The following is a 24,802-nucleotide window of genomic DNA, read 5'->3' on the forward strand; positions in this document are numbered from 1 at the left end:
CTGTCAGGCTTCGACGTAGAAAATGGAGACCTCGCCCCCGTACACGTCCTCAAGAGACGTCTGGTCGGGGAGGTAGCGAGGAGAGGAAATCTCCTTCACGTCGAGAATCTGGACACCGTTAATCACCTTGCCGGGCAGATCCTCAAGGAGAAATTCACGGGTGAGGTACGCCAGGCCGGCGGCTGAGGCACGGTCCTGGTGATAGGCGTCGTACCAGATATCGGCCTTGTCCATCACGTCGCGGACGACGCGGTAACCGCCGCTGTGGAAGACGTAGAGAGTGACGTCCCCCGGCTCCCTGCCGATGAACGAGCCCGTAGGGGCATCAGCCGGGATGCCGGGACAGTTCTTGAGGTAGTCGACAACTACAGGGATCGGATCAACCTTCACTCAACACGCTGCCTTTCCAGGACGCTCTTGATGTAAAAGCGGCCTGCGTGGCGCATGCCGTCCCGAGTGCGGTATCCCTCTTCCTGGAGCAAGGCGTGTCGAGCCTTGGGGTTCTCCTCGATCGTGACGTACCCGATCCAACCGGCCACGGAATTCTCAACGTTGGCGTGGATGTTCTTCTTGATCGAGTATTCGTCGGTGAACTTGTGCGGACCACGAGGGGCAGCCTTGACGATCTCGCCCGCCAGTTTCCCGGCGTGATAGGCGGCAAGCTCCTTGTACTTTCCGCCGTGAGTGATCTCCTGCAACATGAAGCCGACGTCTGTTTCGAACAGGACGCCGTTCTTGATGGACTTGGTCCATCGCCTGCCGCGCTTCGGCTGCATGATGGGCTTCTCGCTCACTTTGTCACCCTCTTCGCGTCGATCTCAGAGAAGCGACGGGAGCCCAAGGACCAGGGCCAGGCTTCGCCGTCTGCCTCCCACCAGTCACCGCGGATTAGGAGACGGTCCGCCGAGTCGAAGTCGACGGCCCCAGGGAGGTAGACCGTGATGCGCGTACGGCTCGTCTCTCGGGACGCAGGTTCGGGCTTGTAACTGCGGCGGTAGGGGAGTGCGGCGCCGATGCCGCTCCAGACCTTCACGGCCTGGTCCCAGTCGCGGTGTTGTCCGTAGGTGTCTTTGACCAGGGGAGCCCGCCAGACCTCGATGGGGTCGTTCAGCAGAGCCATGTGACCTCCGAACGACCAGGCAGGTTGGTCCTGGTCCGGTGGAGAGTCGTGGTCGTTGCCCGCTTGCGGTATCGCTTCAGCGAGTCCTTGGCTGTGTTGGAGAGGCCCGGATTGTTCGCGCTCTGCGCGTACTGCACTTCCAGCTCACCTGTCTTCTCCAAGATCGTGCCGGGAGAGACAGCAATCCAGCGGATCACCTCGGAACAGATGACCTGCTTCAGGACCGGCGGGGGCGCCGGCCACCCCCACGAAGCAGTGAGAGTGACCGTGCCGGTTACGGGTCCATGACGCAGGTACAGCGTCCGACCGAGGATCTTCCACTCGTCGGCGTCGAGCTGGTTGCCGTCGAGCACGATGGAGGAGACTTTCAGGCCGGGGAGGTAGCGAGGCGGGATGTCCACCTCGCCGCCCTCCACGAGGAGATCGAACTCCTCGTCCTGGTGCTGCTGGAAGTCGGTCTGGCACCAGTCGAGTACCAGCGCAGTCGCGTCCTCGATGAACGCGCCGATCCGGGCGGCCTCCGTGGCGTCCGCGACGGGTCGCCCCAAGCGGGCGACCACATCGTCAAGCGTTACGAAGGCCATCCGATCAGACCGTCTCGGACTCGGTGACGTTCACGGTCGCGTTGTGCGCGGTCAGCGCAGCCTCGACGTTGCGAGCCACAACCAGCTGCTCAGGACGGATCACCTTGGCGTCGTAGATGACGCGGCTCTTGATGGCGTCGGTGAAGCTGGCCTGGGGCTTGTACGCCTCCATCTGCGCAAACGGGATGACGACCGACGTCGCGGCGGTGCAGCCCATGTAGAGGTCGACCGCGCCGAACTTCTGGTTGCCCTTCTTGATCAGCGGGTTCGACGGGCGGGTGTGGGAGCCGAGAGCGTTCGCCACAGTGACCGGGACACCAAGGATGGTGCCGATGGCGGAGAAGCCGCCGGGGATGACCGGGGAACCGCCGTATACCTGCGCCTCGACAAACTTGGGGTCCTGGAGCAGGAGGCTGCGCATGCGCGGCGAGATGAAGAGGAAACGATCCGCCGGGGCGCTCTTGATGTCGAGGTTTTCGAGCATCGCGACGACGTAGTCATAGACGCTGAGGACGCGGTTCGCGGCCTTCCGAGTGGTGTTGTCACCAGTCGGAGCGTCGGTGATCTCGTCAATCTGGCCGTGCAGGGCAGGCAGGCCGGAAACGGTCGCAGCCGGGTCGGCCGAGCCATTCAGGTCCTTACCCGAGACAGCAGCGAGGAGAGTCTGAGCCACGACTTCATCGAGCTTGACCGCCATAGCGCGGGCACGCTGAGCGATGAGGTTGCTCATCAGGTCAATGCCCTGCTTGGTCTGGAGCTGGTGAAGTGCGTCGACCTCGATGTGGAAGGACGAACCCTTGGCCACTCGCATGTCGATGTACTGGAGCGACGCGTGATCGGCAGAGCCGATGGTGCCGTACGCCGGCACCAGGCCCTTGTCTGCGACCTGGTCATTCACGAAGTGGGGGATGTGGACAACATCGCCCTCTCGCCGAAACTCACCCTCGTACTGGCGATTGGTGAACTTGGCGGATGCGAGAACCAGCTCCTCTTCGAGGTCCTGGAGCAGTTCCGCGGTCCAAATCTCGGGAATGAAGACATTCCCAGAGTTAGCCTGGTAGCCGGTACCGGCCTTAGTCTGAAAACCAGCCATGCATTACCTCACAGGTAGATCAGATTTCACCCCTGAGAAGCGCGTCGAGCTTGCCCTCTTTGCGGGCAGCGTTGATCTCGCTCGGGGTCATTCGGGAAAGGTCGTCGCGGCTGAGCTGGCCAGCTGCGGGGGAGCCCTGACGACCGAGGCCGATGTCCTGTCGGAATGCAGGTCCAGCGGCCGACTTGGGGAGAGACGAGACGAATGCAGTGACCGCACTCGAATCCACGGAGCCGTCAGAACCGATGAATCGGTTCAGGGCAAGAAACTCGGCTGGCGGAAGCTCCACGCCAGCAGAGGCGGCCTGTGCGCGAAGTTCGGCCTCAGCAAGTCGAGTGCCGACCTCGGCGAACGCCGCGTTACGGGCCTCAGCCTTGGCGGCCTCAATGGCCTTCTCGGCATCAGTCATGGATTCCTGGCGAATCCGGTCCAGCTCCGCAGAGGTGTCGTTCCACCGCTTCTCGTTGGTGCGGGACAGGCTCTTCCACTTCTCGACCTCAGCCGTGAGGCTTTCGACGGTCGGTTCCTGCTGAGTGGTGGTGGCAGGCTGGCCCTCAGTGGAAGGGGCAGGGTTGTTGTTCGTCTCGGTCATGCGATCCATCCATTTCGGCGGCATCAAAAAAGGCCCCCATTCCGGGAGCCTGCGTAAGGGTGGTGCTGTGCTCAGGCGGCGTTTTGCTTCCGGGCCTGATTACCGGAGTTTCCCTGAGGAGCCTTGGCGGCAGTCTTCTGGGCTTCCTTGCTCATGCCGGGCGGGCCGGCGTCCTGCTGAGCATTCGGGTCGGGGTACTTCTTCGCCAATTCCATTGCGGCCTTGGCGTCCGCTTCCCTCATGTCAGCAAAGCGTGCGATCTGCTGGGGGGTGTATCCAGCGTCAGAAAGGAGCTGATCCCTCGGGACTCCGATCATCTGGAGCTTGAGGAGCGCGTCCATGTGTTGGCTTTCGGTTCTGTTCTCCGGGTCCTTCCAAATGGTTTCCGCGGAGTACGCTTCAGCGCGAGCATCACCGAGCACCTTGAAGCAGAGACGCATCACGTCTTCCCATGCCTCACCGAAGTGGAGCATGCGCTCACGGGTCTTGGCTATGAGACCAGCCTCCGCAGCGGTAATCGACTCACCGGAAGGCACAACGCCACCGTTGAGGAAGTAATGGAAGGGAATGCGAGAGATCGAAGCCATGTGCTGAACAAGCATCTCGATCAAGGTCACGTAGTTACCGAGATCAGCAGCCTCGAACTGTCCGAACTTGGCGCTCGGGTCCTCGGCCTGGAGCAACTTGTCCACGGCGACCTTGAAAGGCTCGACCGGGTTACCGTTCTCGTCCTCCACGATTTCCAGGCCGGTGACGTACCGCTGCGGCCACGCCGCATACTCGGACGCCACGAGGGCATCAGCGACCGTCTTGTTGATCGCGTCCTGGATCGGGATGACCACGTGAAGGTCAGAGATCGGGTCGCGCAGCAGGCGCGAGCGGTTCGACAGCGGGACGACCGGAACCACGCTGAGAGGGTTCGGAGACTTCTTGCCGGCCTCCCAGGTGTACGTGCCCTTGGCGAACGTCCACACCTGGTCAGGGAGCCACAGGGTGACCCATTCCCGGCCCCAGTCATCGAAGTAGAACTTGGCTGCGGCGTCGAGCTGGCGCCGACTGCCAGGCGTGTACTGGACGATGACGTGCTCGGCACTCTCCATGGTGATGGTGGGCTGGCCCTTGTCGTCGGCCCACACCACGGCGTACGAGACGCCCTGAATCATCGCGTCGAGCATGGCCGCGTTGGACTCGGCATCCATCCAGTTCCGTTGCCAGATGTCCCGCGCATCCTTGTCCGCGTCAGGCTCGTCCGTCATACGGAAGCCGTCGACATACAGCCGCTCATTGACCGAGTCCACGATCAGCCCGCAGAAGTTGTCTCTCCACGACTCGAACGTCTGGTTGAAGTGATCGAAGTGGCGAGTCTGCGAGAACATGAGCCGCTGATGCACGCCGTCGTAATAGCTGCCGTAGATCCGGTATTGAGCCCGGCGGCGAGCCAGCTTCGAGTACAGCCAGTCAATCCACTGCTCTGGAGTGGTAGGAGCGATGCCGACTGGCACCTCACTCATGTCAGCTATCAAAATCCAACCACCCTAGAACGTCGTCGCTTGAGCCGCCCATCTGCAATCGCGTCCGCCCTGGCCTCAAATGCCAGAACTGCACAAACCGCAAGGTCGATCTTCTTCTTTGAACGGGGAGAGTCTTTGGTGATCAGGAGTCCCTGAGGGACTTCGCGCGTCACCGCATTGAGAATGTGCCGGGTGAGGTCTTCATCTCCGTCGTGCTTCAGGTCTTGGACCATGGAAGCGGTGCGGAACCTCTCAACGGCTTGGGTCATCCTGGTTGGCTTATTGGTCCAGAACTCGAACACGTAGTCATCACCGTGTTCGATAGACCAACGTCCCAGGGCTTCTTGCCAGTAAGGCGGGTCACCATAGAACCACTCGACGCGATACGTTTTGAAGGCTCGGTGTACTGCGGCCTCGACGGACAGGACGTCAACTTCCCAGTCGGGATTGTTGGGGTCGCGGGGGTTTTCCCAGAGCCCCAAGACGAAGAGTTTTCCGTCCCTGAGCCTGCAACCAACGAGCCCTGTGGCGTCTCCACGGATAGAGCCATCGAATCCCACGGCTATCTGATCGCCGGGCTTGATGGGGTCCTGGTCGTCCAGGCAGGCCAGCCACTCGGAACGGCTCATCCAGCCGTCTGAGGATTCGGCAATCCTGTTGCAGAAGAAGCGCAGGTAGGTGGAATCCGGGGTCGTCCTGTCATGCAGGATCGTGCGAGTCAGGCCGTCAATGTCAGCCCAGGTCGCATCCCCGTACGCCTGCTTGAGCGCGTCGCGGACCTTGGCCTCGTCCCGCAGCTCGTCATGCTCGATATCGCCCTCAAGGCAGTCGTACAGCCAGAATCCCTGACGGACCATGTCCGACTCGTGGATCTGCTGAGCGACTGAATCCTCATTGGGATTGTAAGCATTTGTGGTCGTGACCCATCGAGAACCGGCAGATGCGGTCTTCTCGATGTTTCGCTTGATGACCTGGTAGAAGTCCGGGCCGCCATTCGAACCGACCCAGTGATGGACCTCGTCCATCAGAGCGAACGTCGGCCTGTTTCCTTCATTCGTTCTGCCGGCGGTCGCCTTCGGCTTGATGGTGCCGGGCTTACCGCTCTTGAACTGGATGACGGACTTGCCGATGTCCAGACCGAATTCCTTCTCGGCTGGAGACTCCGAGAGCATTCCTCGGATCATCTCTAGCGTCTGGTCGGTCTGGTCCAGCGCGGTCGCACCGATCTGCACCGTGGGCAGCGGGACGCGCTTGGCGACAGGGAGCCCGTAGGCGTCCCAGTGGGAGAATCGGCACGGTCCGATAAATTCAACGATTGCCAGTGCGGCGAGGAGAGGCGTCTAACTTGCCCCAGCCCTTCGCACGCCGAAGCGTGCCAGCTGAGTAACGCCACCCCCCATCCTCGTTGATGGCGTAGAACCACAGCACAAAGCGAAGCTGCTCGGGAGTGAATTGCCAGGGTTCGCCGGCGCGCTCACCGTCGGGCTGCACGATGTATTTCTGAGCCCAGCGGATGACCTGATAGCCCAGCGTTTCCTTAGGGCTCGGAACCCCTGCGGGCAGATTCCCTGTCTGCAAGGGCGGTCACCTCTTTATTCACTCAGAAGCCGGAACAGCTCCTCATCCATGTCTGTGGTCGATGCGACGGCCGCAGCCTCCGAGCCGGCGGTGTCGTCCTGGTCCTGGTGGTCCTCGATGGACATGCGGAGCCTCGCCCTGTCCTCCGTGGTGGCGCCCCACTTGGCGACGCGCTGACGGATCTCACCGGCCAACTTCAGGTCGCCTTGGAACAGGGAGTCCACGAGCTTGGTCGTGATCTCCAGCTCGGCCCAGTCGGTTTCGATCCACCGACCGGCCTGGGGCGAGGTCGCCCAGGTCTTCCAGAACCGCCGGGCTCCAGCCGTCTTGATCCCGAGGCCAGCGGGGAGTGCTCGGCCCTCGGTGGCCGTGCTGGCGAGGTTCTGGGCGTGCTCGTGCTTGTTCCTGCGGATCGCGTTGTCTTTCGGTCTCGGTCCGCGAGTCACAGCCTCACCTTGCTCATGTCCACGCCCCAGATGTCTGCGAGGTCTTCCAGCTCGAAGAGCGCGTCCTGACGCCAGCTCCGCCGGTCGGCTGCCTTCGTGGGCCTCGGCGCCTTGGGGGCCGGCGGCGCACAGAAGTCGTAGGGACAGTCCGGGCAGTGGCCGTTGCAGGCGCTCATGCACTCTCCGCTCGTGAATGAATGAATGAAATGAATGAGCCCGCCCCCGGAGTCGTGGGGACGGGCTTCGTGGATCGGGGCCGCTCAGCGGCGGTCCTCGTTGTAGGTCTTCCGCCGGTGGCACGGCTTACAGAGGACCCATAGGTTGTCCAGCTCCCAGGAGCCTCCACGGGCTACCGGGACGATGTGATCGACCTCCAGGCGCTCCCTGGCGCCGCAGAGCTGGCAGCGGAAGCGATCACGGGCCAGCACGCGAGCCCGGCGCTTGGACCAGTCCGCCGGCCTGCTGGCATTGCGGGCTGAGATCCGGTCCCAGCTCTTCCGTACCTGGTGGCTTTCACACCGGCCATCTCGGATGGTGGGAGACACGCACCCTGCTCGGAGACAGATGCTCTTTGCTCTGGGCATGTGTCCCCCTTTCGAAAAGTAAGTGGCCCCGGCCGGTTGCTGATCTGGCAGCCGGGGCCGCTCCTGGCCACGCACCCGGAGACTGCTCTCAACGGGGGGGTCAACAGGAGAAACCATGGCGACGCGTTCACCGAATGTTCACCTCGCCTCGCGGTTGACTACATGCTCGTAGTCAGACCGCTAAGGCAACAGCGTTGCTGTACTCCTGGGTGAGTCACATAACTTCTTAATTCGGACTCGAACAGTCTTTCGAAAAAGCTCTCTGACCTGTTCGTTCGTTCGCTTCACTCGCTCTCTCACTAAAGACGTCGGTGACAAAGATCGGGACCAGTGACACGAGACCTGCTAGATGAGACGGACGTCACATCATCAACTTCTGAGAATGCGTCACACCAGGTCAGGGCACATACAACACTTGAAGATGTGGCCAGTTGACGCTACCTTGGTCAAGATCGCTGCACTCATGCCCCAGTGAACCGCCCGCCAGATGGACAGGACCGATGACAAGACTGCCGGAGAACCCAGAGCTGCTGAAGCTCTATAGAAATGGTCTTTCCGATAAGGAAATTGCCGAGCGGTTCGACGTTACTCCTCAGGCAGTTAACAAAAGGCTCGATGCTTTGGGCATTAAGCGTCAGCCTTTTAGCACTCAGGTGCGAATCATTCTCGAAGCGGCATGGCCTGCTAAGGAAACTCAGCGATCTAAGTTCATTGGCCGTAATCGCGCACGGGACCTTTACGCTTTTCTGCGTCGTCAACTCGGCGATAAAGCCCTTACTCCTTTGCAGCTCGCCCAGGCTGAGCGCTTTGAGCGCACGCTGCGCGAGGAGAATGCTGTTCTCGACTTCAGGCCGGATCAGCCAGAGGAGCCGTGGGTGTTCGTGCCGCGTGTCCCCGAAGACGGCCGGAAGGTGATCCGCTGGCCGGAAGGCCGCGAGCTGCCCACCGGTAAAGCGCGCGTCGCGCTCGAACTGCCGGACTAGCCCAGGCGCCAGCCGTCGAGGCGAATTGGTTTAGACCTCCCGACAACGCTGTCGGGGGGTTTTTTGTTGCCGGTACATGACAGGTGCACTTGCCTTGCGGTGAGTGACCCTTAAACATTTTGTCACCTCTTGAACGTTAACGGCCTGTAACCGGAACCGGTGGTTACGTTTCGGTGTGTAGCCGTTGTGTCCGTTTGGTCCGTTCTTGATCGTTGCATGTTCCGATCTGCGAAGTAGACGGTGTGTCAACAGCGAAAAGGTTGTACGCCTAGGGTCCTCACCTGGGAAAACTCGGGGTTTTAACGCGTCTCTAACCTTGCTACGTTGATTCACAGGAGCAGCACAGAGGCTCCATGTGTGTGAAGTAGACCCCTGAGGGGGCTGGGCCTACGGGAGCCGAAGTGACGCTTGAGCTGGGGGTTGAGGACTCTGGAGCTATCCCGAAGGTCGTCCTGGGGAGCCGGATGCCTCATGTCCGCGACAAGGAAGACGTCCCCCATGAAGGCGCGATCCCGGACCTCTACGGACTCGGGCGGGGATTCACTCTTGGTGAGCTGGGAAGTGCCGTGCGAGGGGAGCGCAGACTGCGGGCGGAGCTGCTTGAGCTGATCGACCAGTGCACTGACATGGTGTGCATGGAAGACGACGAGACGGACGGAGTTCTGATCATCCGGACTCGGGCGTACTCGGAGAGGCAGCCGAGGGCGGCCGTCGGGTACGTGGACGTGATCGTGTCCGACCTGATGGACGACGAGGGCAGGAGGCGCGTGCGCTCGCTCCTGGTCGAGCTGCACGGAGAACTCATGGTCGAGGTGGAGCGCGTGAGTATGGACCGGCCTCACGCTCAGATCCCTGGCAGTAATTCATTCAAGATCGTTAGGTACGCGAAGGCGGTGCTTGCTTGAGCATTGAGACTCAGCCCAGGTCGGTCAGTCAGACGGAGCAGTACGAGAAGTGCGCGTGGCGCTTCTACCTCCAGCGGGTAGAGCGAGTGACCCCGAGGCCGGCGGCCTGGTCGAACCACGGCGTGGCCTTCCACGCGGCGGCTGAAGCCTTCGAGAAGTCGGGGCGGACGATGACGGCCGAAGAGGCGGTGCAGGTCTTCTCTGACCAGTACGAGGCCCTGACGAACAAGGCGCTCGACAAGGAAGAGGACACTGACCGCTGGCTGTCGGCTGGTCGGTACAGCGGCGGCGAGGACATCGAGCGGCGCTACGTCCTGGGCCAGGAGCAGACGGCGTACTACGTCGAGTGGGCCAAGGAGAACGGCCCGGACATCTGGAAGACGCCTGAGGGTGTGCCCGCACTTGAGCTGTACTTCATGGTGGAGTTGGGCGGGATCGCAGTCCGCGGTTACATAGACCAGCTCGTGACGGTGAAGGGCGCCGTGCGGCCTCGGGACCTCAAAACGGGGTCGACCAAGTCGAAGTTCCAGCTCCAGACGTACGGCATCGCCGTGAGGGAGCTGTACGACGTCCAGGTCAACGATGCTGACTGGTACCTCGCGCGGGACGGAAGACTTTCCAGGCCGGTGAAGTTGGACCAGGTGAGCGCTGACGAGCTGGGGGAGCGGTACGCGGCGATGGACGCGGGCGTGAAGGCTGGTGACTTCCCTGCGAACCCCGGCTATGACTGTCGCTTCTGCGATGTGTCGCACGCGTGCTCATTTTTTTCTGGCAAAAGTTGAAGTTGTGGCAAAGGGAGGATGTAGATGTACTCACTCGTTCAGAGCGTGCAGGCCAGGGGCGAGGCCGGCGAACCGATCCCGTCGCCCTTCGGGGGCCTGCGGAAGCATGAGGTCGAGTTCCGGCGGGGGGAGCTGTCGCTCGTCGCGGCCGGACCGGGTACCGGAAAGTCGATCTTCGCAGCGAACCTGGCTCTGGCGGGCAACATGCCGGTGCTCTACTTCAGCGCCGACTCGAACGCCGCGACGCAGCTGACCAGGGCCACGGCGATCATCACCGGTCAGAACGTCCGGGACATCAAGCGGAAGCTGGTGCACGACGAGTTCGGGGAGTATTACGCCGACCTCGGGAAGCGCTGGTGGATCAGGTGGAACTTCGAGGCCCGGCCGACGCCTGGGGACATTGAGCGCGACCTCGCCTGTTACTTCGAGGTCTTCGGCATGGACCCCCACCTGATCGTGGTGGACAACATCACGAACGTGGACGGTGGGTCGACGCCCGACGCTGAGTCCTTCGTCTTCGGCCTGGAAGCCATGTGCGAGTACCTGAGCGAGATGGCTCGGGACACCAACGCCCATGTGCTCGGGCTCCATCACGTCATCGGGGAGTTCTCTGACGGTCTCCAGCCCATCCCGCTGTCCGGTGTGAAGGGCAAGATCGGTCGAGTGCCCTCAGTGATTCTGACGATCCATAAGGAAATCGACGGCATGGACGGCCGGATTCTGCATGTCTCTCCGGTGAAGAACCGCGAGGGGTTCGAGGACAGCTCTGGTCAGACGTTCAGCAGCTACGACTTCAACAACGCGAACATGCGCCTAACGGACATTTCTTCTGAGTTCTAGGTCACACATTTTTCATGACTCAGAAGTTGAAGTTGTGGCGAGGGTGATCTACTTTGAAAGTAAGGGAAGGGGGGCGCGATGACATCGACCGCCAGGGCCAATAAGGACAAGGGCTACCGCTGGGAAAAGCAGGGCCTTGACCACCTCCGGGAGACTTTCCCGGACATCGATCCGGAAGAAATCCAGAGGCACGGAACCCTGTACGGGGTCAACGATCGCGGAGACATCACCCTCATCCCGATGGCGTTCCTCTTCGAGATGAAGAACGTCCAGAAGTTCGACCTAGCTCAATTCATGCGCGAGCTGAAGCGCGAGCTGGAGCACAACCCCCACGCGACGAATGGGGCCGTCGTCATCAAGGCCCGCTTCAAGAGCGTCGGGGAAGCGTATTCGGTAATGCCCTTCGATCAGCTTCTTCAGCTGGTCAAAGAGAACTACGACCTCAAGCGTCTCCTCCAAGAGGAGCGTCGAATGCGAAAGGCCGGATGACCGTGGCTGAGAAGTCCACCAAGTTCGATTACCGCAAGTTTCGCGGCGAGAAGGCGCTCATGCTCGCCACGTACCGCAAGTACGACTTCCCGGTAACGGTCCGCAAGGTCGGCGAGCCGTCCCCTGCCCCGGCCAGTGACCAGTAAGCCGCCTATCGCCGAGGTGCTGAAGCACTTCTACGGCGTCGAGGTGAGGGAGCGGGCAGGGTGGCAAAAGATGCTCTGCCCGCTCCACCCCGAAGAGAATCCAAGCGCCTCGGTAAACACAGAGAAACAGCGCTGGTCCTGTTTCGTGTGCGACGTCACCGAGGACTCTTACGACGTAATCCAGCGCGAGGAAGGCATTGGCTTCAGAGAAGCACAGGCGGTTGCACGTTCCCGGTTCGGTGGAAGCGGCGAAGACCTACTTCCAGCAGTACAAGGGCAGCCCCGCAGAGGCGTACATGGAGGCCCGAGGACTGGGCAGCGTCGCGGAGAAGTTCAGAATCGGCTACGTCGGTTCGGCTCTTACGGGCCATGAGCAATATGCGGGATCGCTGGTCATCCCGTACCTCAGGCCGGCGGGGGGTGCTCACGGAGTCGCCACGGTCCGCTTCCGCTGTATTCGAGACGAATGCGTGAAGGACGAGTCCGGCGAATACCTGGCCCCTCTCCGCAAGGAGAACCACCACAAGCACGGCAAGTACAAGACGATTCCGGGCGACTGCCCCCGCCTCTTCAACACACCCGCACTGATCACCACGAGCCCCTTCGTAGTGAACACAGAGGGCGAGTTCGACGCGATGGCCTGGGCAGTGGCAGGAGTCCCCGCCACGGCCTACCAGGGCACATCGGCCTGGCGCCCGCACTTCACCCCCGCCTACCTCGGCTTCGAGGTGGTCTATCAGGTCGCAGACGACGACGAGCCCGGCATTGAGGCCGGTGAGAAGCGAGCCACCGAGCTGGCGAACAACTCGAAGCTCATCATCCTCGGCGACGGTCACGACTCCAATTCATTCATGCACGCCCATGGCCCCAAGGCCATGCGAGAAAGGATCGGCCTTTGATCTCGAAGTGGAAGCCCGGTACGCGAGTGCGCGTGAAGGCGACCGTCATGGACGGCACGGCAGGAATGACGGGCGTTATCGAGGCCGTGAACTACGCCTATGAGGAAGCAGCAACGTCGGTGCTCCTGGACGGGGAAAATGGCTTGCCCCCGAGCGCCGGCGCCTTCTTCGAGGACGACGAGTTGGAGGCAGAGTGAACTTCGAAGTTGGTCAGATCGTGGTCGTCTCCAACCCCGGCACCTTCTACACGAAGCAATTCCAGGGTGAGCGAGTCGTGATCACGAACTACTTCGAGGGAGACCCGTTCCCGTACGAGGTCGCGTTCAAGAACGGCCGCACCCTCGGCTTCTCTGCTGAGGAGCTTTCCCCACTGGCCGCCAAGGACAGCAGTGATCCGGTCAACAGCCCGAGTCACTACACCTGGCTTCCCAACGGCATCGAAGTCATCGACATCACCCAGCACTTCAACTTCAACGTCGGCAACGCGCTGAAGTACCTGATGCGCGCCGGTCGCAAGGGCGACGCAGCTGAGGACCTGAAGAAGGCCGCTCGATACATCGAGTTCGAACTCAAGCGCATGGAGTCCCACTGAAGCGAATAGTCGTCATCTCGGACACTCAGATCCCCTATGAGGACAAGCGCGCTCTGCGCAATGTCATCGCCTTCGTGGGCGACTACCAGCCCGACGAGGTCATTCAGATTGGTGACCTGGTCGACTACCCGGCCCCGTCCCGCTGGTCCGCAGGGACCCGCGCGGAGTTCGAGGGCAACGTCATCCGGGATTCCGAGTACGCCAAGGAGAACTTCCTCGGACCTCTGCGCGAGGTCTACAGCGGGCCCGTGAAGGTGCTGGAAGGCAACCATGACGAGAGACCGCGGAAGTACCTGGCGTCCAAGGCGCCGGCCCTCGCGGCGGAGGACACCCACTACCGCTTCGAGAACCTGTTGGACTTTGCGGCCTACGACGTCGTGAAGGCAGAGCCCTACTACGCCTTCGCTCCCGGATGGGTCGCCATCCATGGGCACGAGAGTCCCGGCATGAACCAGGTGCCGGGCGCCACGGCCCGACTGAAGGCCGTGAAGGCAGGCACGAGCGTGGTCATGGGCCACACTCACCGCCTGGCCGTCTCGCCTCATACCACTGGGCACAACGGCAAGTTGAAGACAATTTACGGCTTCGAGGTCGGCCATCTCATGGACGTGAAAAAGGCCGGTTATCTCAAAAACGGCCCGGCGAACTGGCAGCGCGGTTTCGGTCTGTTCTACGTCGGCAAGTACAGCGCAACTCCCCACGCTATCCCGGTCGAGGACGACGGCTCTTTCGTGGTCGAGGGTCAGCGTTTCGGAGAGATCAAGCGTGGGCCGCGAGGCAAGTTCGCGGCGAAGGGGGCCTAATGGCAGAGCTGGACTGGGAACGCCTCGGTGAGCTGGCGGGCAGGGTCGCCCGCGAGATCGCGGGGAAGTGGGCTGTGGTCGAGGCCGACGACGTGAAGCAAGAGATCCTTGTTCACGCCCTGGAAGAGCGACACATCCTCGCTCGGTACCAGCACGACGAAGACCTGATCCGGAAGATTTTCTGGAACGCCGGTAGGCGGTACGCCGCCAAGGAACGGGCTTACCGGGACCTCATGGACGACCAGTATTACTACACCCCCGAAGAGGTCAGGGCAGTGCTGCGGTCCTTCATCTACACCGACGACGAGATCGGCCAGTCGATCGGCAAGAAGGACGACCTCACCCGCTGCACCATCGCCGACAACATCATGTCGGCCCGTATGGACGCCTCGAAGGCCCTCAACAAGATCACCCCGGACTACCGGGACTTGCTCATGCGCCTGTTCGTCTACGGCCTGCCTCCCGCAGACGAGGCCGAGCAGCGACGTGGCTACCGGGCCGTTGACGCCCTGGCCCTCGCCATGAACCGACACATACGCACCGCCAAGGGAGCTGCATAACTGCATGACCACATGGAAGACCGAGACCGCACAGACCGTCTACGAACGCACCTACCGCCGTGAGCTGCCCTCCGGGGAGCTTGAGACCTGGCCTGAGACCGTCCGCCGAGTTGTCGACGGAAACCTCGCCCTGGTGGACGAGCGCTACATCGAGCCCGGCGAGCGTGACCGCCTGGTGGAGCTGATCGAGGACTGGAAGATCCTTCCGGCCGGACGGCACCTCAAGGCGTCCGGCGTCACTGACTTCGCGCTGAACAACTGCTGGGCCGCGGGCTGGAACCCGCAGGACCCGGCCGAGCACTTCACCTTCACTCTGCTGCGGCTTGCTGAGGGCGGTGGTGTCGGCTCGAACTACTCGGCCCGGTACCTGAACGAGTTTCCGGCCGTCGAGAACGCCGTCCGCGTGCACATCGTGTGCGACCCGTCCCACCCTGACTACCTGGACATGGTTGAGGCCGGACTCATCAGTACCGAGTACGCGCACACCTGGGCCGGCGCCTACAGCGTCGAAGACTCCCGAGAGGGCTGGGCTGCGGCCCTGGCGGACCTGATCCGCACTGCCCACAACCCGAAGACCAAGCACGAGAACCGCGTCTATGACGTCTCCCGCGTCCGGCACAAGGGCGCCCCGCTGCGCTCCTTCGGGGGCACGGCCAGCGGTCCAATCCCCTTCGCGGAGATGCTGACACGCGTGGGCGAGATCCTGACCAACGCGGCAGGTTTCCCGCTCACCGGCCTGGACGCCATGGAGATCGATCACGAGATCGCACGCTGCATCGTCAGCGGGGGAGTTCGGCGTTCGGCCCGTATGTCGATCATGCACTGGGCTGACTTGCAGATCGAAGAGTTCATGGCCTGCAAGGCTGACCAGGCTCAGCACTGGACGACGAACATCTCTGTCGAGGTGGACGATGCCTTCCTCAAGGCCCTGGACGCCGGGCACAGGGGTGCCCAGCTCGTACTCAACCGGCTCGCCGCCGGTGCCTTGCAGAACGGTGAACCAGGCTTCTGGAACAGCTCGTTGTCCTCTGTGGGCGAGGTCGACGGCGTGTTCACGACCAACCCATGCGCCGAAGCGTTGCTTCTGCCCGGAGAACCGTGCTGTCTCGGCTCGGTCAACCTCGGGGCGTACGTCTCCGATGAGGGCGACATCGACTTTGGCGGCCTGGACGAGGCTCACCGGCTGATGACCCGGTACCTGATCAGGGCGACGTTCGCGCCGGTCCAGGACCCGAAGTCGGCGGCGGCCATCGCTCGATACCGAAGGATCGGTGTCGGACACCTGGGATTCGCCGACTACTTGGCGAAGCAGGGCATCCGCTACTCGCAGGCCCCGGCCGACTGGCAGGTGCCGCTCGACCTGGAGGACTGGGCCCGAACGGTCGACAGGGCTGCGGCTGAGTACGCCAGGGAGCTGCGTATCCCTGTGCCGATCAAGACGCGGGTCGTGGCGCCGACCGGTACGACGTCCAAGGTGGCCGGCGTGAGCGGGGAAGGCGTGCATGCTCCTTTCAGCACTTACTTCATTCGTCGTATCCGGTTCTCTCTGGTGGAGCCGGAGGAGAAGCGAAAGGTGGAGGAGTACCGCAGGCAGGGCTACCAGGTCGAGGACTGTATCTACGCTGCGAACACGGCGGTCGTGTCGATCCCGACCAAGGACCCGCTGGTGGACCAGGTGGAGGACCCCTCCGTCATCGAGCACACGGGACAGCTCTCGCTGGAGCAGATGCTCAACGTGCAGGCGATGTATCAGCGCTACTGGGCGGACCAGGCCGTGAGCTACACGGCCTCGCTGGACCCGTCGAAGTACACCGTGGAGCAGGTGGCGGCGATCCTGCGGGACTACATGCCTCGGTTGAAGGGAAGCACGATCTTCCCCGAGATGAGCCGCGCGCAGGCCCCGTATGAGCGCATCACGCGCGAGGAGTACGAGCGCCTGGTGGCCGAGCTGGGCCAGGAGTCTGCGGACACCTCGTACGACGAAATCTGTGCGAGCGGTACCTGTCCTATCTAGTGGCCTTAGTCACTACCCAAAAAGTTGAAGTTGTGGCGATGCTCAGCCACTATCGGAATTGAGGAGAGGAAAGCCCCTTGAGCTACCCCGACCCCTTTGAGGAGAAGTCCCCCTGGGATGAGCCCTCGGAAAACCCGTCGCCGACGAAGGAGAACGCGCCTATGACCGAAGCTCCCGCTGGACCCGCCCCTTTCAAGATCGGCTTTACTCTGAAGGCCGGCTCTGGCTATGACGCCGAGTGGATCACGCCCACTGTCTTCGGGCATTCCGCAGACGAGACCGCGAAGCGCGGCGCCGAGCTGCTGGCCGCGCTGAAGAATGAGGGCCTGATCGAGCTGAACGCGAAGGCTGCTGCCTACACCCGCGAGCAGTTCAAGGGCGGTTCTGCGGGCGGAGGTTCCGGCCCGAAGAAGTTCCAGGGCGGCAAGGTCGTCTCGAAGAAGCCCTCTGTGGCCGATGACGACTGCCCGCACGGCCGCAATCTCGTAGAGAAGGCGAACTGGGCGGCGCTCTTCTGCAACGGCGATGACGGCGACAAGTGCGAGCCCCTGTGGCGCCAGAAGGACGGGTCCTTCAAGGCCCGATAGTCGACTGTCGCAATTGGGGGCCGGGTTCCCGCTCGGCCCCCTTTCTCATGGAGAATCATGCAGTTCCGCTCTGACATGTACGTCGACCTCATGAAGTCCGATGCAACGGACTTCGACGTGACTGCCGCAGCCCGCGTCTCAACGATCGGTGCCGATGGCCTGAACCTCAACCTCCCCGTTGAGCCCCTGATCAATTACCTCATGCGCGACCGGCACGGCAGCCCGTTCGAGCACACCCGATTCACCTTCTACGTAGAAGCTCCCATCTTCGTAGCGCGTGAATTCTTTCGTCACAGGGCGGGGTGGAGCTACAACGAGGAGTCGGGAAGATATAAGGAATTGGCTCCGGTCTTCTACGTCCCAGACAGTGACCGGCCACTCCGCCAGATCGGCAAGCCCGGCGCCTACCGCTTCGAGGCCGGCACCTACAAGCAGGCCCAGGCCGTGAATGGAGACCTGCGAAGGATCAGCACCGAGGCATACACCACCTACCAGAGACTTCTGGACCTGGAAGTTGCGCGGGAAGTCGCTCGGATGGTTCTCCCCGTCAACATCTTCACCTCGTTCTACGCCACCTGTAACGCACGCTCGCTCATGCACTTCCTGAGCCTCCGCACAAAGGTCGAAGGCGCAAAGGTGCCTTCCTTCCCGCAGCTCGAAATTCAGATGGTGGCTGGCCAGATGGAAGCCGCCTTCCGAAACCAGATGCCGCTTACGGCAGCGGCATTCGACAAACACGGACGGGTCGCGCCTTGACGAACCTCCGCCTCGTCCAAGTCATCGGGTGGGACAACGGCGGAGTCGAACTCTACTGCTGTCTCTGTGATGAGTCGTTCGCCGCAGGCGGCTGTGACTGCTGCGACGACAACGAAGTGTATTTGGCCGACCTCGTGAAATCGGCCCGAGACCATCTCTGCAAGGAGTCTTCATGAACATCATCTACTTCGTCTCTGGCATGGCGACCATGTATCTCCTCCTGGTCCTCGCCGCCGTAGCGCGGGACGGCAAGTAATGGCGGAGCCGGACGGACTCTTCTTCCTTGCCACTGTCGTCCTCGTCATGGCCCTCGCTGTCGCGGTCGGCTACTGCCTCCCGATGCTCTTCGACGCAATCCGTAGACGCTGAATCTGAAAGGTCTCAATGCAGGTCATAACCTACAAGATCAAGGGCCAGACGGTACGGATCAACGTAGCTCAGACCACGTGGGACCTGGACAAATTCATTGACTTCGTCGTCGCCAATCCCGTCCTGGGATACGACACGGAGACAACGGGACTCGACTGGTGGAACGCTGACCGTGGCTTCCGAATCCGCCTCGCCCAGTTCGGCAATGCCCGTGAGAGTTGGGTTCTCCCGGTCGAGATCAACCCAGAATTCAAGGCCGCAGCGATATGGGCACTCCGCAAGGCCCAGTGGCTCATAGCCCACAACGGCACGTTCGACCAGCACGTAAGTGAGAAGTGCCTCGGTGTCCCACTCGAAGAGCTGGCACCGCGAATGTTCGACACCAAGATTCTCGCTCACCTCGTTGACCCCCGGCAGGTCAAGGAACAGGGACCCGGCCTCAAGCTCGAAGAGCTGACGAAGTTCTACCTTGACCCGGTCCTGGCGGCCGAGGTCAAGGGCTCCATGGCCCAGATAGCCAAGCGATACAAAGTCAAAAAGGAAGCCATCTGGCCCATCGTCCGGACATTCGATGCAGAATACCTGCTGTACGCGGGTATGGACCCGATCCTCGCATTCCGCCTGCTTCACATCCTTCTGCCGCTCGTGCCGGCGCGGTCAAAGAAGAAGGGATTGATCAGCTGGGAACACCGCCTTGCCCATGTCACGGCGAAAATGGAGCGCACCGGATACCTCGTTGACGAGGAGTACGCAGAGCTGCGTATCGCCGAGTTGAAGGCCGAGGAAGCTCGGTGGGTGGCGTTCGCAAGTCAGTGGGTCGAGAACGTCAATAGCGACAAGCAGCTCATTGAGGCTTTCCAGAGGCTCGGCTTCAAGCTCACGAAGCGGACGCCGAAGGGGAACCTGAGCATGGACGCCGAAGTCCTTGACTCCATCGACCACCCCTTGGCCGAGGCGGTCAAGAAGGCGACCAAGGCCGCAAAGTGGCGGAAGACCTGGTTCGAGAACGCTCTGAATGGCCGGGACTCCGAAGGTCGGGTGCACCCCAGTATTAATTCAATCCAAGCCAGAACGGCGAGGATGTCAATTACTGGCTCTGTCCCGGCCCAGACGTTCCCCGCGGGCACTGGATACGTCCGCAGCATGTTCCTCGCCGAGGAAGGTCACGTTTCCGTCAGCATCGACTTCGGAAACATGGAGCTGCGATTCCTCGCCGCTGAGAGTCGGGACCCGGTCATGATGGATGCGTTCCTGAATGACAAGGACTTGCACCAGATCACTGCTGACGCCGCTGGAGTCGACCGCAAGACGGGCAAGCAAGCGAATTTCTTGACGGTATTCGGGGGCGGCTGGAAGGCCCTGATGACGAATGCAGGCGTCACCGAAGAGGTAGCCCGCAGAACCATCGACGCCTTCAACCAGACCTATACGTGGGTCAGCAAGCTGTCGAAAAAGCTCATGGCCGAGGCCAGGCGGTATGGCTACATCTACACCGTCACCGGCCGCCGGCTCCCCGTCGACAGGAACCGCGCGTACGCGGCCCTCAACTACTACATCCAGTCGGGAAGCAGGGACATCACGGCCCGAGCCGTGATCAACCTCGACAAGGCCGGATTCACTCCCTGGATTCGGCTCGTGATCCACGACGAGATCGTTTTTTCCTTCCCGAAGGATCGGGTCGAGGAGCTGACCAAACAGGCCGCCAAGATCATGGAATTCACGGTCAAGGGCGTCCTGGTCCCCGCTGAGGGAGAGATCGGAGACCGCTCATGGGGATCCATTCTCGACCTGGAAGACAGCAAGCACTAGGAGACACAAATGACTACCGAAAGCCGGTTCCGTTCTTTTCATGAGGAAAACCCTCACATCGTAGTGGCCCTGGAGCGTCTTGCCGAGGAGTGGTTCGAGTCCGGTAAGGGGGCAATCGGTATCGCCTTCCTCTGTGAGGTTCTTCGGTGGGACCAGTCCATCAAGACTAAGAGCCACGACGAATTCAAGATAAACAACAACTTCCGCCCGCACTACGCGCGAATGCTGATCGAACGAAACCCTGAATGGGAAGGCCGCATTCGGGTTCGCGCACTTCAGACGTCCTGAGGATAGGACGGAGCTTGAACTACGAGGACGTAGAAGGCGGCGAGGACTGCGAATGCTGCCAGAACACCGATAACACACTGCTTTACGACTGGGGCGGAGTAGAAGCCTGGCTCTGCCCCGAGTGCGCAACAGATCAGAACGCAGAGAGGTGCGAATGACCGACAAGCCTGAGGATCTTGAGTCCGTCATGAAGTCCATTGAGGACAACTTCGTCCTCGCCGAGCTGGAGAAGCGCGCCCTGGTCGCGGTCGCTATCGCCGAGGTGGCCGGCACTGTGCTCCGTGCCGCCCTGGAGCACGGTATCCCTTACGAGATGGCCAAGGAGATGGCTCAGGACTACTGGCACTCCGAGATGGGCCCGGTCCTGGAAGTCGTACACCACGTGCACGAGGACGACGAGTGAGCAAGCGCCTCCCCAAGGAGGAGAGGCGCCTTCGAGTGGCCGATGCAGTCGCCCTTGGTGGCGACTGCGTCCGGTCCCAGGTCGGTGCCGTCCTGTACGACCAGCGGGGCCGCCTGGTGATGAGCGGCCACAACGGCTCAGTGCCCGGCAAGCCCGGCTGCCTCGAAGACGGAGCCTGTCCCCGCGGGCGTCTGACGTACGACGAGTTCCCGGCCGGGGGCGACTACTCCAACTGCATCGCCCTGCACGCCGAAGAGAACCTTCTGATTCATGCACGGCGCGAAGACCTCGAAGGCGGGACTGTCTACGTCACCCGCGCTCCCTGCTACCGCTGCATGCCTCGCCTTGAGGCGGCTGGTGTCTATCGCGTCGTCTGGCGTGTGAATGGCACCGGAGAGCGAATAACCGAAGCTCGAATTCTCAATCCTCGGAACAGCTAGGAATACTGTGTCTGCTGGTGGTTCGAATCAGCTCCTAACGCCGGATGAGGTGGCGGACCTGCTTGCCGTGAGTAAGCGCACGTTGATGGGGTCCTACCGCAAGTGGGGGCTGCCGTCAGTGAAGGTCGGTAAGCACGTCCGTTTCCGAACTCGGGCCGTAGAACAATGGGTTGACGCTCAGTCGGATGCCATGTAACTGTTTTAAAGGTCAGCACCAAGGTACTTAAACCCGTTGGGGGGTCATTCGGCATGGCTACCGTCTGGAAAGAGGACTGTGCTTGTCCGAAGGCGAAGAAGCCGACTTGCAGACACAAGCCCTGGAAGGTCCGGTATCGGGCTCCTGGTGGGCGTGCCGGTAAGCAGCTTGAGGCTTCCTTCAAACTGAAGGACCAGGCGGACGACTTCGCCAAGAAGGTTGAGCGTGACAAGCAGGTTGGGACGTACATCGACCCGAAGCAGACCGGCCGCATGTTCTCTGACGTGTGGAAGGAGTGGCTGACGGCCGGCACTCGGGAGCCGTCGACTCTCGTGTCCTACGACTCGACCTACCGCAACCACTTCGAGAAGGTGTTCGGTGGACGCCCCATCGGTGCCATCACGTCCAAGGACATAGCCGACTGGAAGCGGAACCAGGACGAGAACTATGCCAAGTCCACGGCGCATCATCGGATGGTCGTACTGAAGACTGTTTTTCGGTATGCACACGAGATGGAGATAATCCCTCGCAACCCTGCCCTCAGCCAGAGGCAGCGGGGGCGGTCCGCTCCCATCGCTCGACAGGTGAAGCCGACCGAGATCCCCACCACTGGTGAGGTCGAGCGCATCTTCGAAGCCATGTGGGGACCGCTGAAGGCGTCGGTCTGGATTCAGGCCGGCGCCGGGGCCCGTGTCGGTGAGGGCCTGGCGGTCAGCCGTACGTCGGTCGAGGCCACTCCTGGGATGCTCAAGCTCTGGCAGCAGCTCACGACGCACGGGAAGAACGACGGGAAGAGTCGTGGAGCGGCCTTCAAGGACGAGCTGAAGTGGTCACGTGAGGCCCGGACGACGCCGCTGAGCTACACCGTCCAGCAGGCCATTGAGCGGCACATGGAGGAGTACGGGACCTGGGGTGAGCACGGCTGGCTCTTCGAGAGTCCCAAGTTCCGGGAACAGCCCATCTCGTTCAAGTCCTACGCAACCCACTGGGAGAAGGCCCTCACGAAGGCGGGCCTGGAGGACAGCGGGTACACCCCCAAGAGCCTGCGCCACTACTTCGCCTCTGTCTGCATCGCTGGCGGTGTGCCGCTGTACGAGGTGGCTCAGTGGATGGGGCACAAGTCCACTCGGGTCACTGAGACGACCTACGCCCACTTGCTGAAGGACGCTCACCTGAGGACGATGGATGCCGTCGAGCTGGCCATCCTGGAGCACGCTCGTACGGTGATGGCAGCCAAGCCGGTTGTGCTGGCGGTCGAGGCCGCGTGATGGCAGTCGGACCCCGTGCTGATTCTGTGATGAGAGTCGGCGCGGGGTTTGGCGTTTTCGCAGGTGAGAGCGCCTAGGTTCAATTACAACCACTTCACCATCCACGCGGGCGAGGCGTTCGGGCTGCCGTCCATCTGGCAGGCGCTGCAGTGGTGCGGCGCCGACCGGCTCGGCCACGGGGTGCGGATCATCGACGACATCGAGGTCCTGCCGGACGGGTCGGTGAAGCTCGGGCGGCTCGCCTCCTACGTCCGGGACAAGCGGATCCCGCTGGAGCTGTGCCCCAGCTCCAACCTGCAGACCGGGGCCGCCGCCTCGTACGCCGGGCATCCGATCGGGCTGCTGCGCCGGCTGCACTTCCGGGCCACGGTGAACACCGACAACCGGCTGATGTCGCACACCAGCATGAGCCAGGAATTCGAGCATCTCGTCGAGGCGTTCGGTTACACGCTCGACGACCTCCAGTGGTTCTCCGTCAATGCGATGAAATCAGCGTTCATTCCTTTCGATGAACGACTCGCGATGATCAATGACGTCGTCAAGCCCGGATATGCCGAGCTGAAATCCGAATGGCTGTTTGAGCAGACGGCTTCCACCAGCGGTTCTGTCGGTTCGGAGGGGTAGTACCGCCGCCTTTCCGTGCGCGGAATGCGGACGCTCTTTCACGGGGCGTCCGCATTCCGGTGTTTGCGGGCGGTGGTCCGGCGTGTTTACGGTCGTGGACCGCTCGGATCGTTTGTGATCTTCCGTCTCCGTATTCAAGGACGCATTCACGATGAAGCAGTCTGCTGCCAAGACCCTCGGTGTCGCCGCCCTCGGTGCCGCCTTCGCCGCCGTCGGCGCGGGCGCCGCAAGCGCGGCCCCGGCCGTCCCGGACGCGCCCCAGGCCACGCAGGCCCTGGACGGCGTCACCAAGACGCTGCCGGCCGAGAACGTGGGCAAGGCGCTGCCGGGGGCCACCGAGGCGCTCACCCAGGGGCAGGGTGCCGTGGGTGCCGGGATGGCCGCCGCGCAGCCGGCCGTCCAGAACGTGCTCGCCAAGGGGCCGGCCGCGCCGGTCGCCCAGCTCCTCGGCGGCCTGCCGCTGCAGCACACGGGCCTGCCCACGCACGGCATGCCGGTGAACGGGATCCCGCTCGGCTGACGCCCCCTCTTCCCCCATGACGCCGCTGGGGCGCTCCGGAAAGGCCCGGAGCGCCCCAGCGGCGTCACTGCGCACGGATCCGGGTGGATCCGTCCTCACCACGCGGTGGAGTGGGCCCTGTCCTCGGACGGCAGCAGGATCCACAGCGCTATGTAGAGCAGGAACTGCGGACCCGGCAGCAGGCAGGACAGCAGGAAGAGGACCCGCATCGTCGTGGCGGAGGTGCCGAAGCGCCGGGCCAGCGCTGCGCAGACTCCGCCGAGCATGCGGCCGTGGGTGGGGCGGGCGAGGGCGGCCATGTCGGCTCCTGTCGTGATCGTCGGTTCGCTGTGCGCCCGACTTCGGCGGACTCCAGCTCTCTCAGCTGTCTTCGACGATACGGAGACGAAGCGGACGAAGCCTCCCTCTACGGTGCTATCCCGACCCTGGGAATCGTCGGGGTACGCCCCTGAGCCGGCTCCTCCTGGACGGTGACCGTCCCGGCCCCGCCGTGCCCCTCCCGCCGGAGCCGGGCGCGGCCCGCGGGGACGACGGCCAGGTGGGCCAGGATCACGCCGGTGGTGTTCAGCAGCAGCGAGTCGACGTCCACGACCCTGCCGGGCACCCCGGTCTGCAGCAGGGCGATGCCGAGGGAGATCAGGGCGCCCGCGGCGGCCGTGCGGATCAGGGAGGCCGGCGCGGACACCGCGAGCCGGCCGTGCACCATCGGCAGCAGCACGCCCAGCGGGGCGAGCAGGGCCAGCCCCTCGCCGAGCGGCTTGGCGGCGGCCGGCCAGCCCAGCGCCAGGTCGGCCCGGATGCCGGCCAGGGGGCGCAGGTTGGGAGGCGTCACCCAGGGGACGTCCAGGGGCCGCAGCATCAGCCAGGCGACGACGGCGAGATGCGCGACGAGGAGGACACCGCCTGTCACACGGATGCGGGTTGCGGCGTTGCCGCCGATGGAGCCTTGACGCTGCACGACCCCCAAGACGCACCGACGTGCACGATCGGTTCCGCATCGGTCACGCGGATGTGTGTGCGA

Annotated in this window: 36 protein-coding genes and 1 pseudogene; 23 read left to right on the forward strand and 14 right to left on the reverse strand. The window is 62.6% G+C overall.

What is annotated here, in order from left to right:
- Window positions 1–3: 3 nt before the first annotated feature.
- The 12 genes from ACZ7FF_RS15035 to ACZ7FF_RS15090 all read right to left on the reverse strand — a co-directional run bounded on the left by ACZ7FF_RS15035 (window position 4) and on the right by ACZ7FF_RS15090 (window position 7,625).
- Window positions 4–390 carry a hypothetical protein gene (locus ACZ7FF_RS15035; protein WP_470812568.1) on the reverse strand — a complete coding sequence of 129 codons (387 nt, stop codon included), beginning with the start codon at window positions 388–390 and terminating at the stop codon, window positions 4–6.
- The gene (locus ACZ7FF_RS15040) at window positions 387–794 is read right to left on the reverse strand and encodes a hypothetical protein (RefSeq protein WP_470812570.1); all 408 of its coding nucleotides are present in this window, start codon (window positions 792–794) and stop codon (window positions 387–389) included. The genes ACZ7FF_RS15035 and ACZ7FF_RS15040 overlap by 4 nt, the downstream gene beginning before the upstream one ends.
- Window positions 791–1,120 (reverse strand): hypothetical protein, encoded by a 330-nt coding sequence (locus ACZ7FF_RS15045; RefSeq protein ID WP_470812572.1) that lies wholly within the window; start codon window positions 1,118–1,120, stop codon window positions 791–793. The genes ACZ7FF_RS15040 and ACZ7FF_RS15045 overlap by 4 nt, the downstream gene beginning before the upstream one ends.
- Window positions 1,108–1,704 (reverse strand): hypothetical protein, encoded by a 597-nt coding sequence (locus ACZ7FF_RS15050; RefSeq protein WP_470812574.1) that lies wholly within the window; start codon window positions 1,702–1,704, stop codon window positions 1,108–1,110. The genes ACZ7FF_RS15045 and ACZ7FF_RS15050 overlap by 13 nt, the downstream gene beginning before the upstream one ends.
- A gap of 4 nt (window positions 1,705–1,708) precedes the next feature.
- Window positions 1,709–2,797: a hypothetical protein gene (locus ACZ7FF_RS15055; RefSeq protein ID WP_470812576.1), complete on the reverse strand. Its 1,089-nt coding sequence runs from the start codon at window positions 2,795–2,797 to the stop codon at window positions 1,709–1,711.
- Window positions 2,798–2,816: 19 nt separating this feature from the next.
- Window positions 2,817–3,389 (reverse strand): hypothetical protein, encoded by a 573-nt coding sequence (locus ACZ7FF_RS15060; RefSeq protein ID WP_470812578.1) that lies wholly within the window; start codon window positions 3,387–3,389, stop codon window positions 2,817–2,819.
- A 71-nt stretch (window positions 3,390–3,460) separates the two neighbouring features.
- Window positions 3,461–4,900 (reverse strand): phage portal protein, encoded by a 1,440-nt coding sequence (locus ACZ7FF_RS15065; RefSeq protein WP_470812580.1) that lies wholly within the window; start codon window positions 4,898–4,900, stop codon window positions 3,461–3,463.
- Between the two features lie 8 nt (window positions 4,901–4,908).
- On the reverse strand, window positions 4,909–6,132 hold the full coding sequence (locus tag ACZ7FF_RS15070) for a hypothetical protein (RefSeq protein ID WP_470812582.1): 1,224 nt from the start codon (window positions 6,130–6,132) through the stop codon (window positions 4,909–4,911).
- A 76-nt stretch (window positions 6,133–6,208) separates the two neighbouring features.
- On the reverse strand, window positions 6,209–6,478 hold the full coding sequence (locus ACZ7FF_RS15075) for a hypothetical protein (RefSeq protein ID WP_470812584.1): 270 nt from the start codon (window positions 6,476–6,478) through the stop codon (window positions 6,209–6,211).
- 14 nt (window positions 6,479–6,492) lie between these two features.
- On the reverse strand, window positions 6,493–6,924 hold the full coding sequence (locus ACZ7FF_RS15080; RefSeq protein ID WP_470812586.1) for a phage terminase small subunit: 432 nt from the start codon (window positions 6,922–6,924) through the stop codon (window positions 6,493–6,495).
- On the reverse strand, window positions 6,921–7,100 hold the full coding sequence (locus ACZ7FF_RS15085) for a hypothetical protein (protein ID WP_470812588.1): 180 nt from the start codon (window positions 7,098–7,100) through the stop codon (window positions 6,921–6,923). The genes ACZ7FF_RS15080 and ACZ7FF_RS15085 overlap by 4 nt, the downstream gene beginning before the upstream one ends.
- Window positions 7,101–7,184: 84 nt before the next feature.
- Window positions 7,185–7,625 carry an HNH endonuclease gene (locus tag ACZ7FF_RS15090; RefSeq protein WP_470812590.1) on the reverse strand — a complete coding sequence of 147 codons (441 nt, stop codon included), beginning with the start codon at window positions 7,623–7,625 and terminating at the stop codon, window positions 7,185–7,187.
- Window positions 7,626–8,008: 383 nt separating this feature from the next.
- Between ACZ7FF_RS15090 and ACZ7FF_RS15095 the strand changes: the two genes are divergently transcribed.
- The 23 genes and pseudogenes from ACZ7FF_RS15095 to ACZ7FF_RS15205 all read left to right on the forward strand — a co-directional run bounded on the left by ACZ7FF_RS15095 (window position 8,009) and on the right by ACZ7FF_RS15205 (window position 23,781).
- Window positions 8,009–8,491, forward strand: a complete 483-nt coding sequence (locus tag ACZ7FF_RS15095) for a hypothetical protein (protein ID WP_470812591.1) — start codon at window positions 8,009–8,011, stop codon at window positions 8,489–8,491.
- 401 nt (window positions 8,492–8,892) lie between these two features.
- Window positions 8,893–9,396: a hypothetical protein gene (locus ACZ7FF_RS15100; protein ID WP_470812593.1), complete on the forward strand. Its 504-nt coding sequence runs from the start codon at window positions 8,893–8,895 to the stop codon at window positions 9,394–9,396.
- A complete protein-coding gene (locus ACZ7FF_RS15105) occupies window positions 9,393–10,178 on the forward strand; it encodes a RecB family exonuclease (protein ID WP_470812595.1) in 786 nt (261 codons plus the stop codon). The genes ACZ7FF_RS15100 and ACZ7FF_RS15105 overlap by 4 nt, the downstream gene beginning before the upstream one ends.
- Window positions 10,179–10,202: 24 nt before the next feature.
- Window positions 10,203–11,018 carry an AAA family ATPase gene (locus ACZ7FF_RS15110; RefSeq protein ID WP_470812597.1) on the forward strand — a complete coding sequence of 272 codons (816 nt, stop codon included), beginning with the start codon at window positions 10,203–10,205 and terminating at the stop codon, window positions 11,016–11,018.
- A 78-nt stretch (window positions 11,019–11,096) separates the two neighbouring features.
- On the forward strand, window positions 11,097–11,507 hold the full coding sequence (locus ACZ7FF_RS15115; RefSeq protein ID WP_470812599.1) for a hypothetical protein: 411 nt from the start codon (window positions 11,097–11,099) through the stop codon (window positions 11,505–11,507).
- Between the two features lie 2 nt (window positions 11,508–11,509).
- Window positions 11,510–11,653: a hypothetical protein gene (locus ACZ7FF_RS15120; RefSeq protein ID WP_470812601.1), complete on the forward strand. Its 144-nt coding sequence runs from the start codon at window positions 11,510–11,512 to the stop codon at window positions 11,651–11,653.
- Entirely contained in the window at window positions 11,643–12,026 is a 384-nt protein-coding gene (locus tag ACZ7FF_RS15125) for a CHC2 zinc finger domain-containing protein (RefSeq protein WP_470812603.1), read from the forward strand. Before ACZ7FF_RS15120 ends, ACZ7FF_RS15125 begins: the two co-directional genes overlap by 11 nt.
- A complete protein-coding gene (locus ACZ7FF_RS15130) occupies window positions 11,950–12,552 on the forward strand; it encodes a topoisomerase (protein WP_470812605.1) in 603 nt (200 codons plus the stop codon). Before ACZ7FF_RS15125 ends, ACZ7FF_RS15130 begins: the two co-directional genes overlap by 77 nt.
- A complete protein-coding gene (locus ACZ7FF_RS15135) occupies window positions 12,549–12,749 on the forward strand; it encodes a hypothetical protein (RefSeq protein WP_470812606.1) in 201 nt (66 codons plus the stop codon). Before ACZ7FF_RS15130 ends, ACZ7FF_RS15135 begins: the two co-directional genes overlap by 4 nt.
- A complete protein-coding gene (locus tag ACZ7FF_RS15140; RefSeq protein ID WP_470812608.1) occupies window positions 12,746–13,144 on the forward strand; it encodes a DUF3310 domain-containing protein in 399 nt (132 codons plus the stop codon). Before ACZ7FF_RS15135 ends, ACZ7FF_RS15140 begins: the two co-directional genes overlap by 4 nt.
- Window positions 13,145–13,158: 14 nt before the next feature.
- Window positions 13,159–13,947 carry a metallophosphoesterase gene (locus tag ACZ7FF_RS15145; protein ID WP_470812765.1) on the forward strand — a complete coding sequence of 263 codons (789 nt, stop codon included), beginning with the start codon at window positions 13,159–13,161 and terminating at the stop codon, window positions 13,945–13,947.
- Entirely contained in the window at window positions 13,947–14,507 is a 561-nt protein-coding gene (locus ACZ7FF_RS15150; protein ID WP_470812610.1) for a hypothetical protein, read from the forward strand. The genes ACZ7FF_RS15145 and ACZ7FF_RS15150 overlap by 1 nt, the downstream gene beginning before the upstream one ends.
- Window positions 14,508–14,511: 4 nt before the next feature.
- Entirely contained in the window at window positions 14,512–16,521 is a 2,010-nt protein-coding gene (gene nrdJ / locus ACZ7FF_RS15155) for a ribonucleoside-triphosphate reductase, adenosylcobalamin-dependent (protein WP_470812612.1), read from the forward strand.
- Between the two features lie 77 nt (window positions 16,522–16,598).
- A complete protein-coding gene (locus ACZ7FF_RS15160; RefSeq protein WP_470812614.1) occupies window positions 16,599–17,108 on the forward strand; it encodes a hypothetical protein in 510 nt (169 codons plus the stop codon).
- A 57-nt stretch (window positions 17,109–17,165) separates the two neighbouring features.
- On the forward strand, window positions 17,166–17,864 hold the full coding sequence (thyX, locus tag ACZ7FF_RS15165; protein WP_470812616.1) for an FAD-dependent thymidylate synthase: 699 nt from the start codon (window positions 17,166–17,168) through the stop codon (window positions 17,862–17,864).
- 384 nt (window positions 17,865–18,248) lie between these two features.
- The gene (locus ACZ7FF_RS15170) at window positions 18,249–20,042 is read left to right on the forward strand and encodes a DNA polymerase (RefSeq protein ID WP_470812618.1); all 1,794 of its coding nucleotides are present in this window, start codon (window positions 18,249–18,251) and stop codon (window positions 20,040–20,042) included.
- Between the two features lie 9 nt (window positions 20,043–20,051).
- The gene (locus ACZ7FF_RS15175; protein ID WP_470812620.1) at window positions 20,052–20,330 is read left to right on the forward strand and encodes a hypothetical protein; all 279 of its coding nucleotides are present in this window, start codon (window positions 20,052–20,054) and stop codon (window positions 20,328–20,330) included.
- Between the two features lie 154 nt (window positions 20,331–20,484).
- Window positions 20,485–20,733, forward strand: coding sequence for a hypothetical protein (locus ACZ7FF_RS15180; RefSeq protein WP_470812622.1), 249 nt, complete (start codon window positions 20,485–20,487; stop codon window positions 20,731–20,733).
- A complete protein-coding gene (locus ACZ7FF_RS15185; protein WP_470812624.1) occupies window positions 20,730–21,173 on the forward strand; it encodes a cytidine/deoxycytidylate deaminase family protein in 444 nt (147 codons plus the stop codon). Before ACZ7FF_RS15180 ends, ACZ7FF_RS15185 begins: the two co-directional genes overlap by 4 nt.
- 7 nt (window positions 21,174–21,180) lie before the next feature.
- On the forward strand, window positions 21,181–21,369 hold the full coding sequence (locus ACZ7FF_RS15190; protein ID WP_470812626.1) for a helix-turn-helix domain-containing protein: 189 nt from the start codon (window positions 21,181–21,183) through the stop codon (window positions 21,367–21,369).
- 53 nt (window positions 21,370–21,422) lie between these two features.
- Window positions 21,423–22,637, forward strand: a complete 1,215-nt coding sequence (locus ACZ7FF_RS15195) for a tyrosine-type recombinase/integrase (protein ID WP_470812628.1) — start codon at window positions 21,423–21,425, stop codon at window positions 22,635–22,637.
- Between the two features lie 87 nt (window positions 22,638–22,724).
- Window positions 22,725–23,261, forward strand: a pseudogene (locus ACZ7FF_RS15200) (amidohydrolase family protein); the annotation flags it as partial.
- 151 nt (window positions 23,262–23,412) lie between these two features.
- Window positions 23,413–23,781 carry an ATP-binding protein gene (locus ACZ7FF_RS15205; protein WP_470812630.1) on the forward strand — a complete coding sequence of 123 codons (369 nt, stop codon included), beginning with the start codon at window positions 23,413–23,415 and terminating at the stop codon, window positions 23,779–23,781.
- Between the two features lie 95 nt (window positions 23,782–23,876).
- On the opposite strand, the gene ACZ7FF_RS15210 is transcribed toward ACZ7FF_RS15205, so the two are convergent.
- Both ACZ7FF_RS15210 and ACZ7FF_RS15215 read right to left on the reverse strand, forming a co-directional pair.
- Window positions 23,877–24,080, reverse strand: a complete 204-nt coding sequence (locus ACZ7FF_RS15210; protein WP_470812632.1) for a PspC domain-containing protein — start codon at window positions 24,078–24,080, stop codon at window positions 23,877–23,879.
- Window positions 24,081–24,187: 107 nt separating this feature from the next.
- Complete coding sequence (locus tag ACZ7FF_RS15215) at window positions 24,188–24,739, reverse strand: VanZ family protein (RefSeq protein WP_470812634.1); 552 nt, start codon at window positions 24,737–24,739, stop codon at window positions 24,188–24,190.
- Between the last annotated feature and the right edge of the window lie 63 nt (window positions 24,740–24,802).

The organism is Streptomyces sp. NPDC037126 (genome assembly GCF_055605965.1).

Excerpts from the sequence above, each read along its gene's own strand:
- nrdJ (WP_470812612.1), top strand. The coding sequence starts at position 14,512 with ATGACCACATGGAAGACCGAGACCGCACAGACCGTCTACGAACGCACC.
- ACZ7FF_RS15180 (WP_470812622.1), top strand. The coding sequence starts at position 20,485 with ATGACCGACAAGCCTGAGGATCTTGAGTCCGTCATGAAGTCCATTGAG.
- ACZ7FF_RS15090 (WP_470812590.1), bottom strand. The coding sequence starts at position 7,625 with ATGGTTTCTCCTGTTGACCCCCCCGTTGAGAGCAGTCTCCGGGTGCGT.
- ACZ7FF_RS15170 (WP_470812618.1), top strand. The coding sequence starts at position 18,249 with ATGCAGGTCATAACCTACAAGATCAAGGGCCAGACGGTACGGATCAAC.
- ACZ7FF_RS15085 (WP_470812588.1), bottom strand. The coding sequence starts at position 7,100 with ATGAGCGCCTGCAACGGCCACTGCCCGGACTGTCCCTACGACTTCTGT.
- thyX (WP_470812616.1), top strand. The coding sequence starts at position 17,166 with ATGCAGTTCCGCTCTGACATGTACGTCGACCTCATGAAGTCCGATGCA.
- ACZ7FF_RS15050 (WP_470812574.1), bottom strand. The coding sequence starts at position 1,704 with ATGGCCTTCGTAACGCTTGACGATGTGGTCGCCCGCTTGGGGCGACCC.
- ACZ7FF_RS15045 (WP_470812572.1), bottom strand. The coding sequence starts at position 1,120 with ATGGCTCTGCTGAACGACCCCATCGAGGTCTGGCGGGCTCCCCTGGTC.
- ACZ7FF_RS15055 (WP_470812576.1), bottom strand. The coding sequence starts at position 2,797 with ATGGCTGGTTTTCAGACTAAGGCCGGTACCGGCTACCAGGCTAACTCT.
- ACZ7FF_RS15150 (WP_470812610.1), top strand. The coding sequence starts at position 13,947 with ATGGCAGAGCTGGACTGGGAACGCCTCGGTGAGCTGGCGGGCAGGGTC.
- ACZ7FF_RS15175 (WP_470812620.1), top strand. The coding sequence starts at position 20,052 with ATGACTACCGAAAGCCGGTTCCGTTCTTTTCATGAGGAAAACCCTCAC.
- ACZ7FF_RS15205 (WP_470812630.1), top strand. The coding sequence starts at position 23,413 with ATGAAGCAGTCTGCTGCCAAGACCCTCGGTGTCGCCGCCCTCGGTGCC.
- ACZ7FF_RS15195 (WP_470812628.1), top strand. The coding sequence starts at position 21,423 with ATGGCTACCGTCTGGAAAGAGGACTGTGCTTGTCCGAAGGCGAAGAAG.
- ACZ7FF_RS15060 (WP_470812578.1), bottom strand. The coding sequence starts at position 3,389 with ATGACCGAGACGAACAACAACCCTGCCCCTTCCACTGAGGGCCAGCCT.
- ACZ7FF_RS15065 (WP_470812580.1), bottom strand. The coding sequence starts at position 4,900 with ATGAGTGAGGTGCCAGTCGGCATCGCTCCTACCACTCCAGAGCAGTGG.
- ACZ7FF_RS15110 (WP_470812597.1), top strand. The coding sequence starts at position 10,203 with ATGTACTCACTCGTTCAGAGCGTGCAGGCCAGGGGCGAGGCCGGCGAA.
- ACZ7FF_RS15115 (WP_470812599.1), top strand. The coding sequence starts at position 11,097 with ATGACATCGACCGCCAGGGCCAATAAGGACAAGGGCTACCGCTGGGAA.
- ACZ7FF_RS15095 (WP_470812591.1), top strand. The coding sequence starts at position 8,009 with ATGACAAGACTGCCGGAGAACCCAGAGCTGCTGAAGCTCTATAGAAAT.
- ACZ7FF_RS15130 (WP_470812605.1), top strand. The coding sequence starts at position 11,950 with ATGGAGGCCCGAGGACTGGGCAGCGTCGCGGAGAAGTTCAGAATCGGC.
- ACZ7FF_RS15210 (WP_470812632.1), bottom strand. The coding sequence starts at position 24,080 with ATGGCCGCCCTCGCCCGCCCCACCCACGGCCGCATGCTCGGCGGAGTC.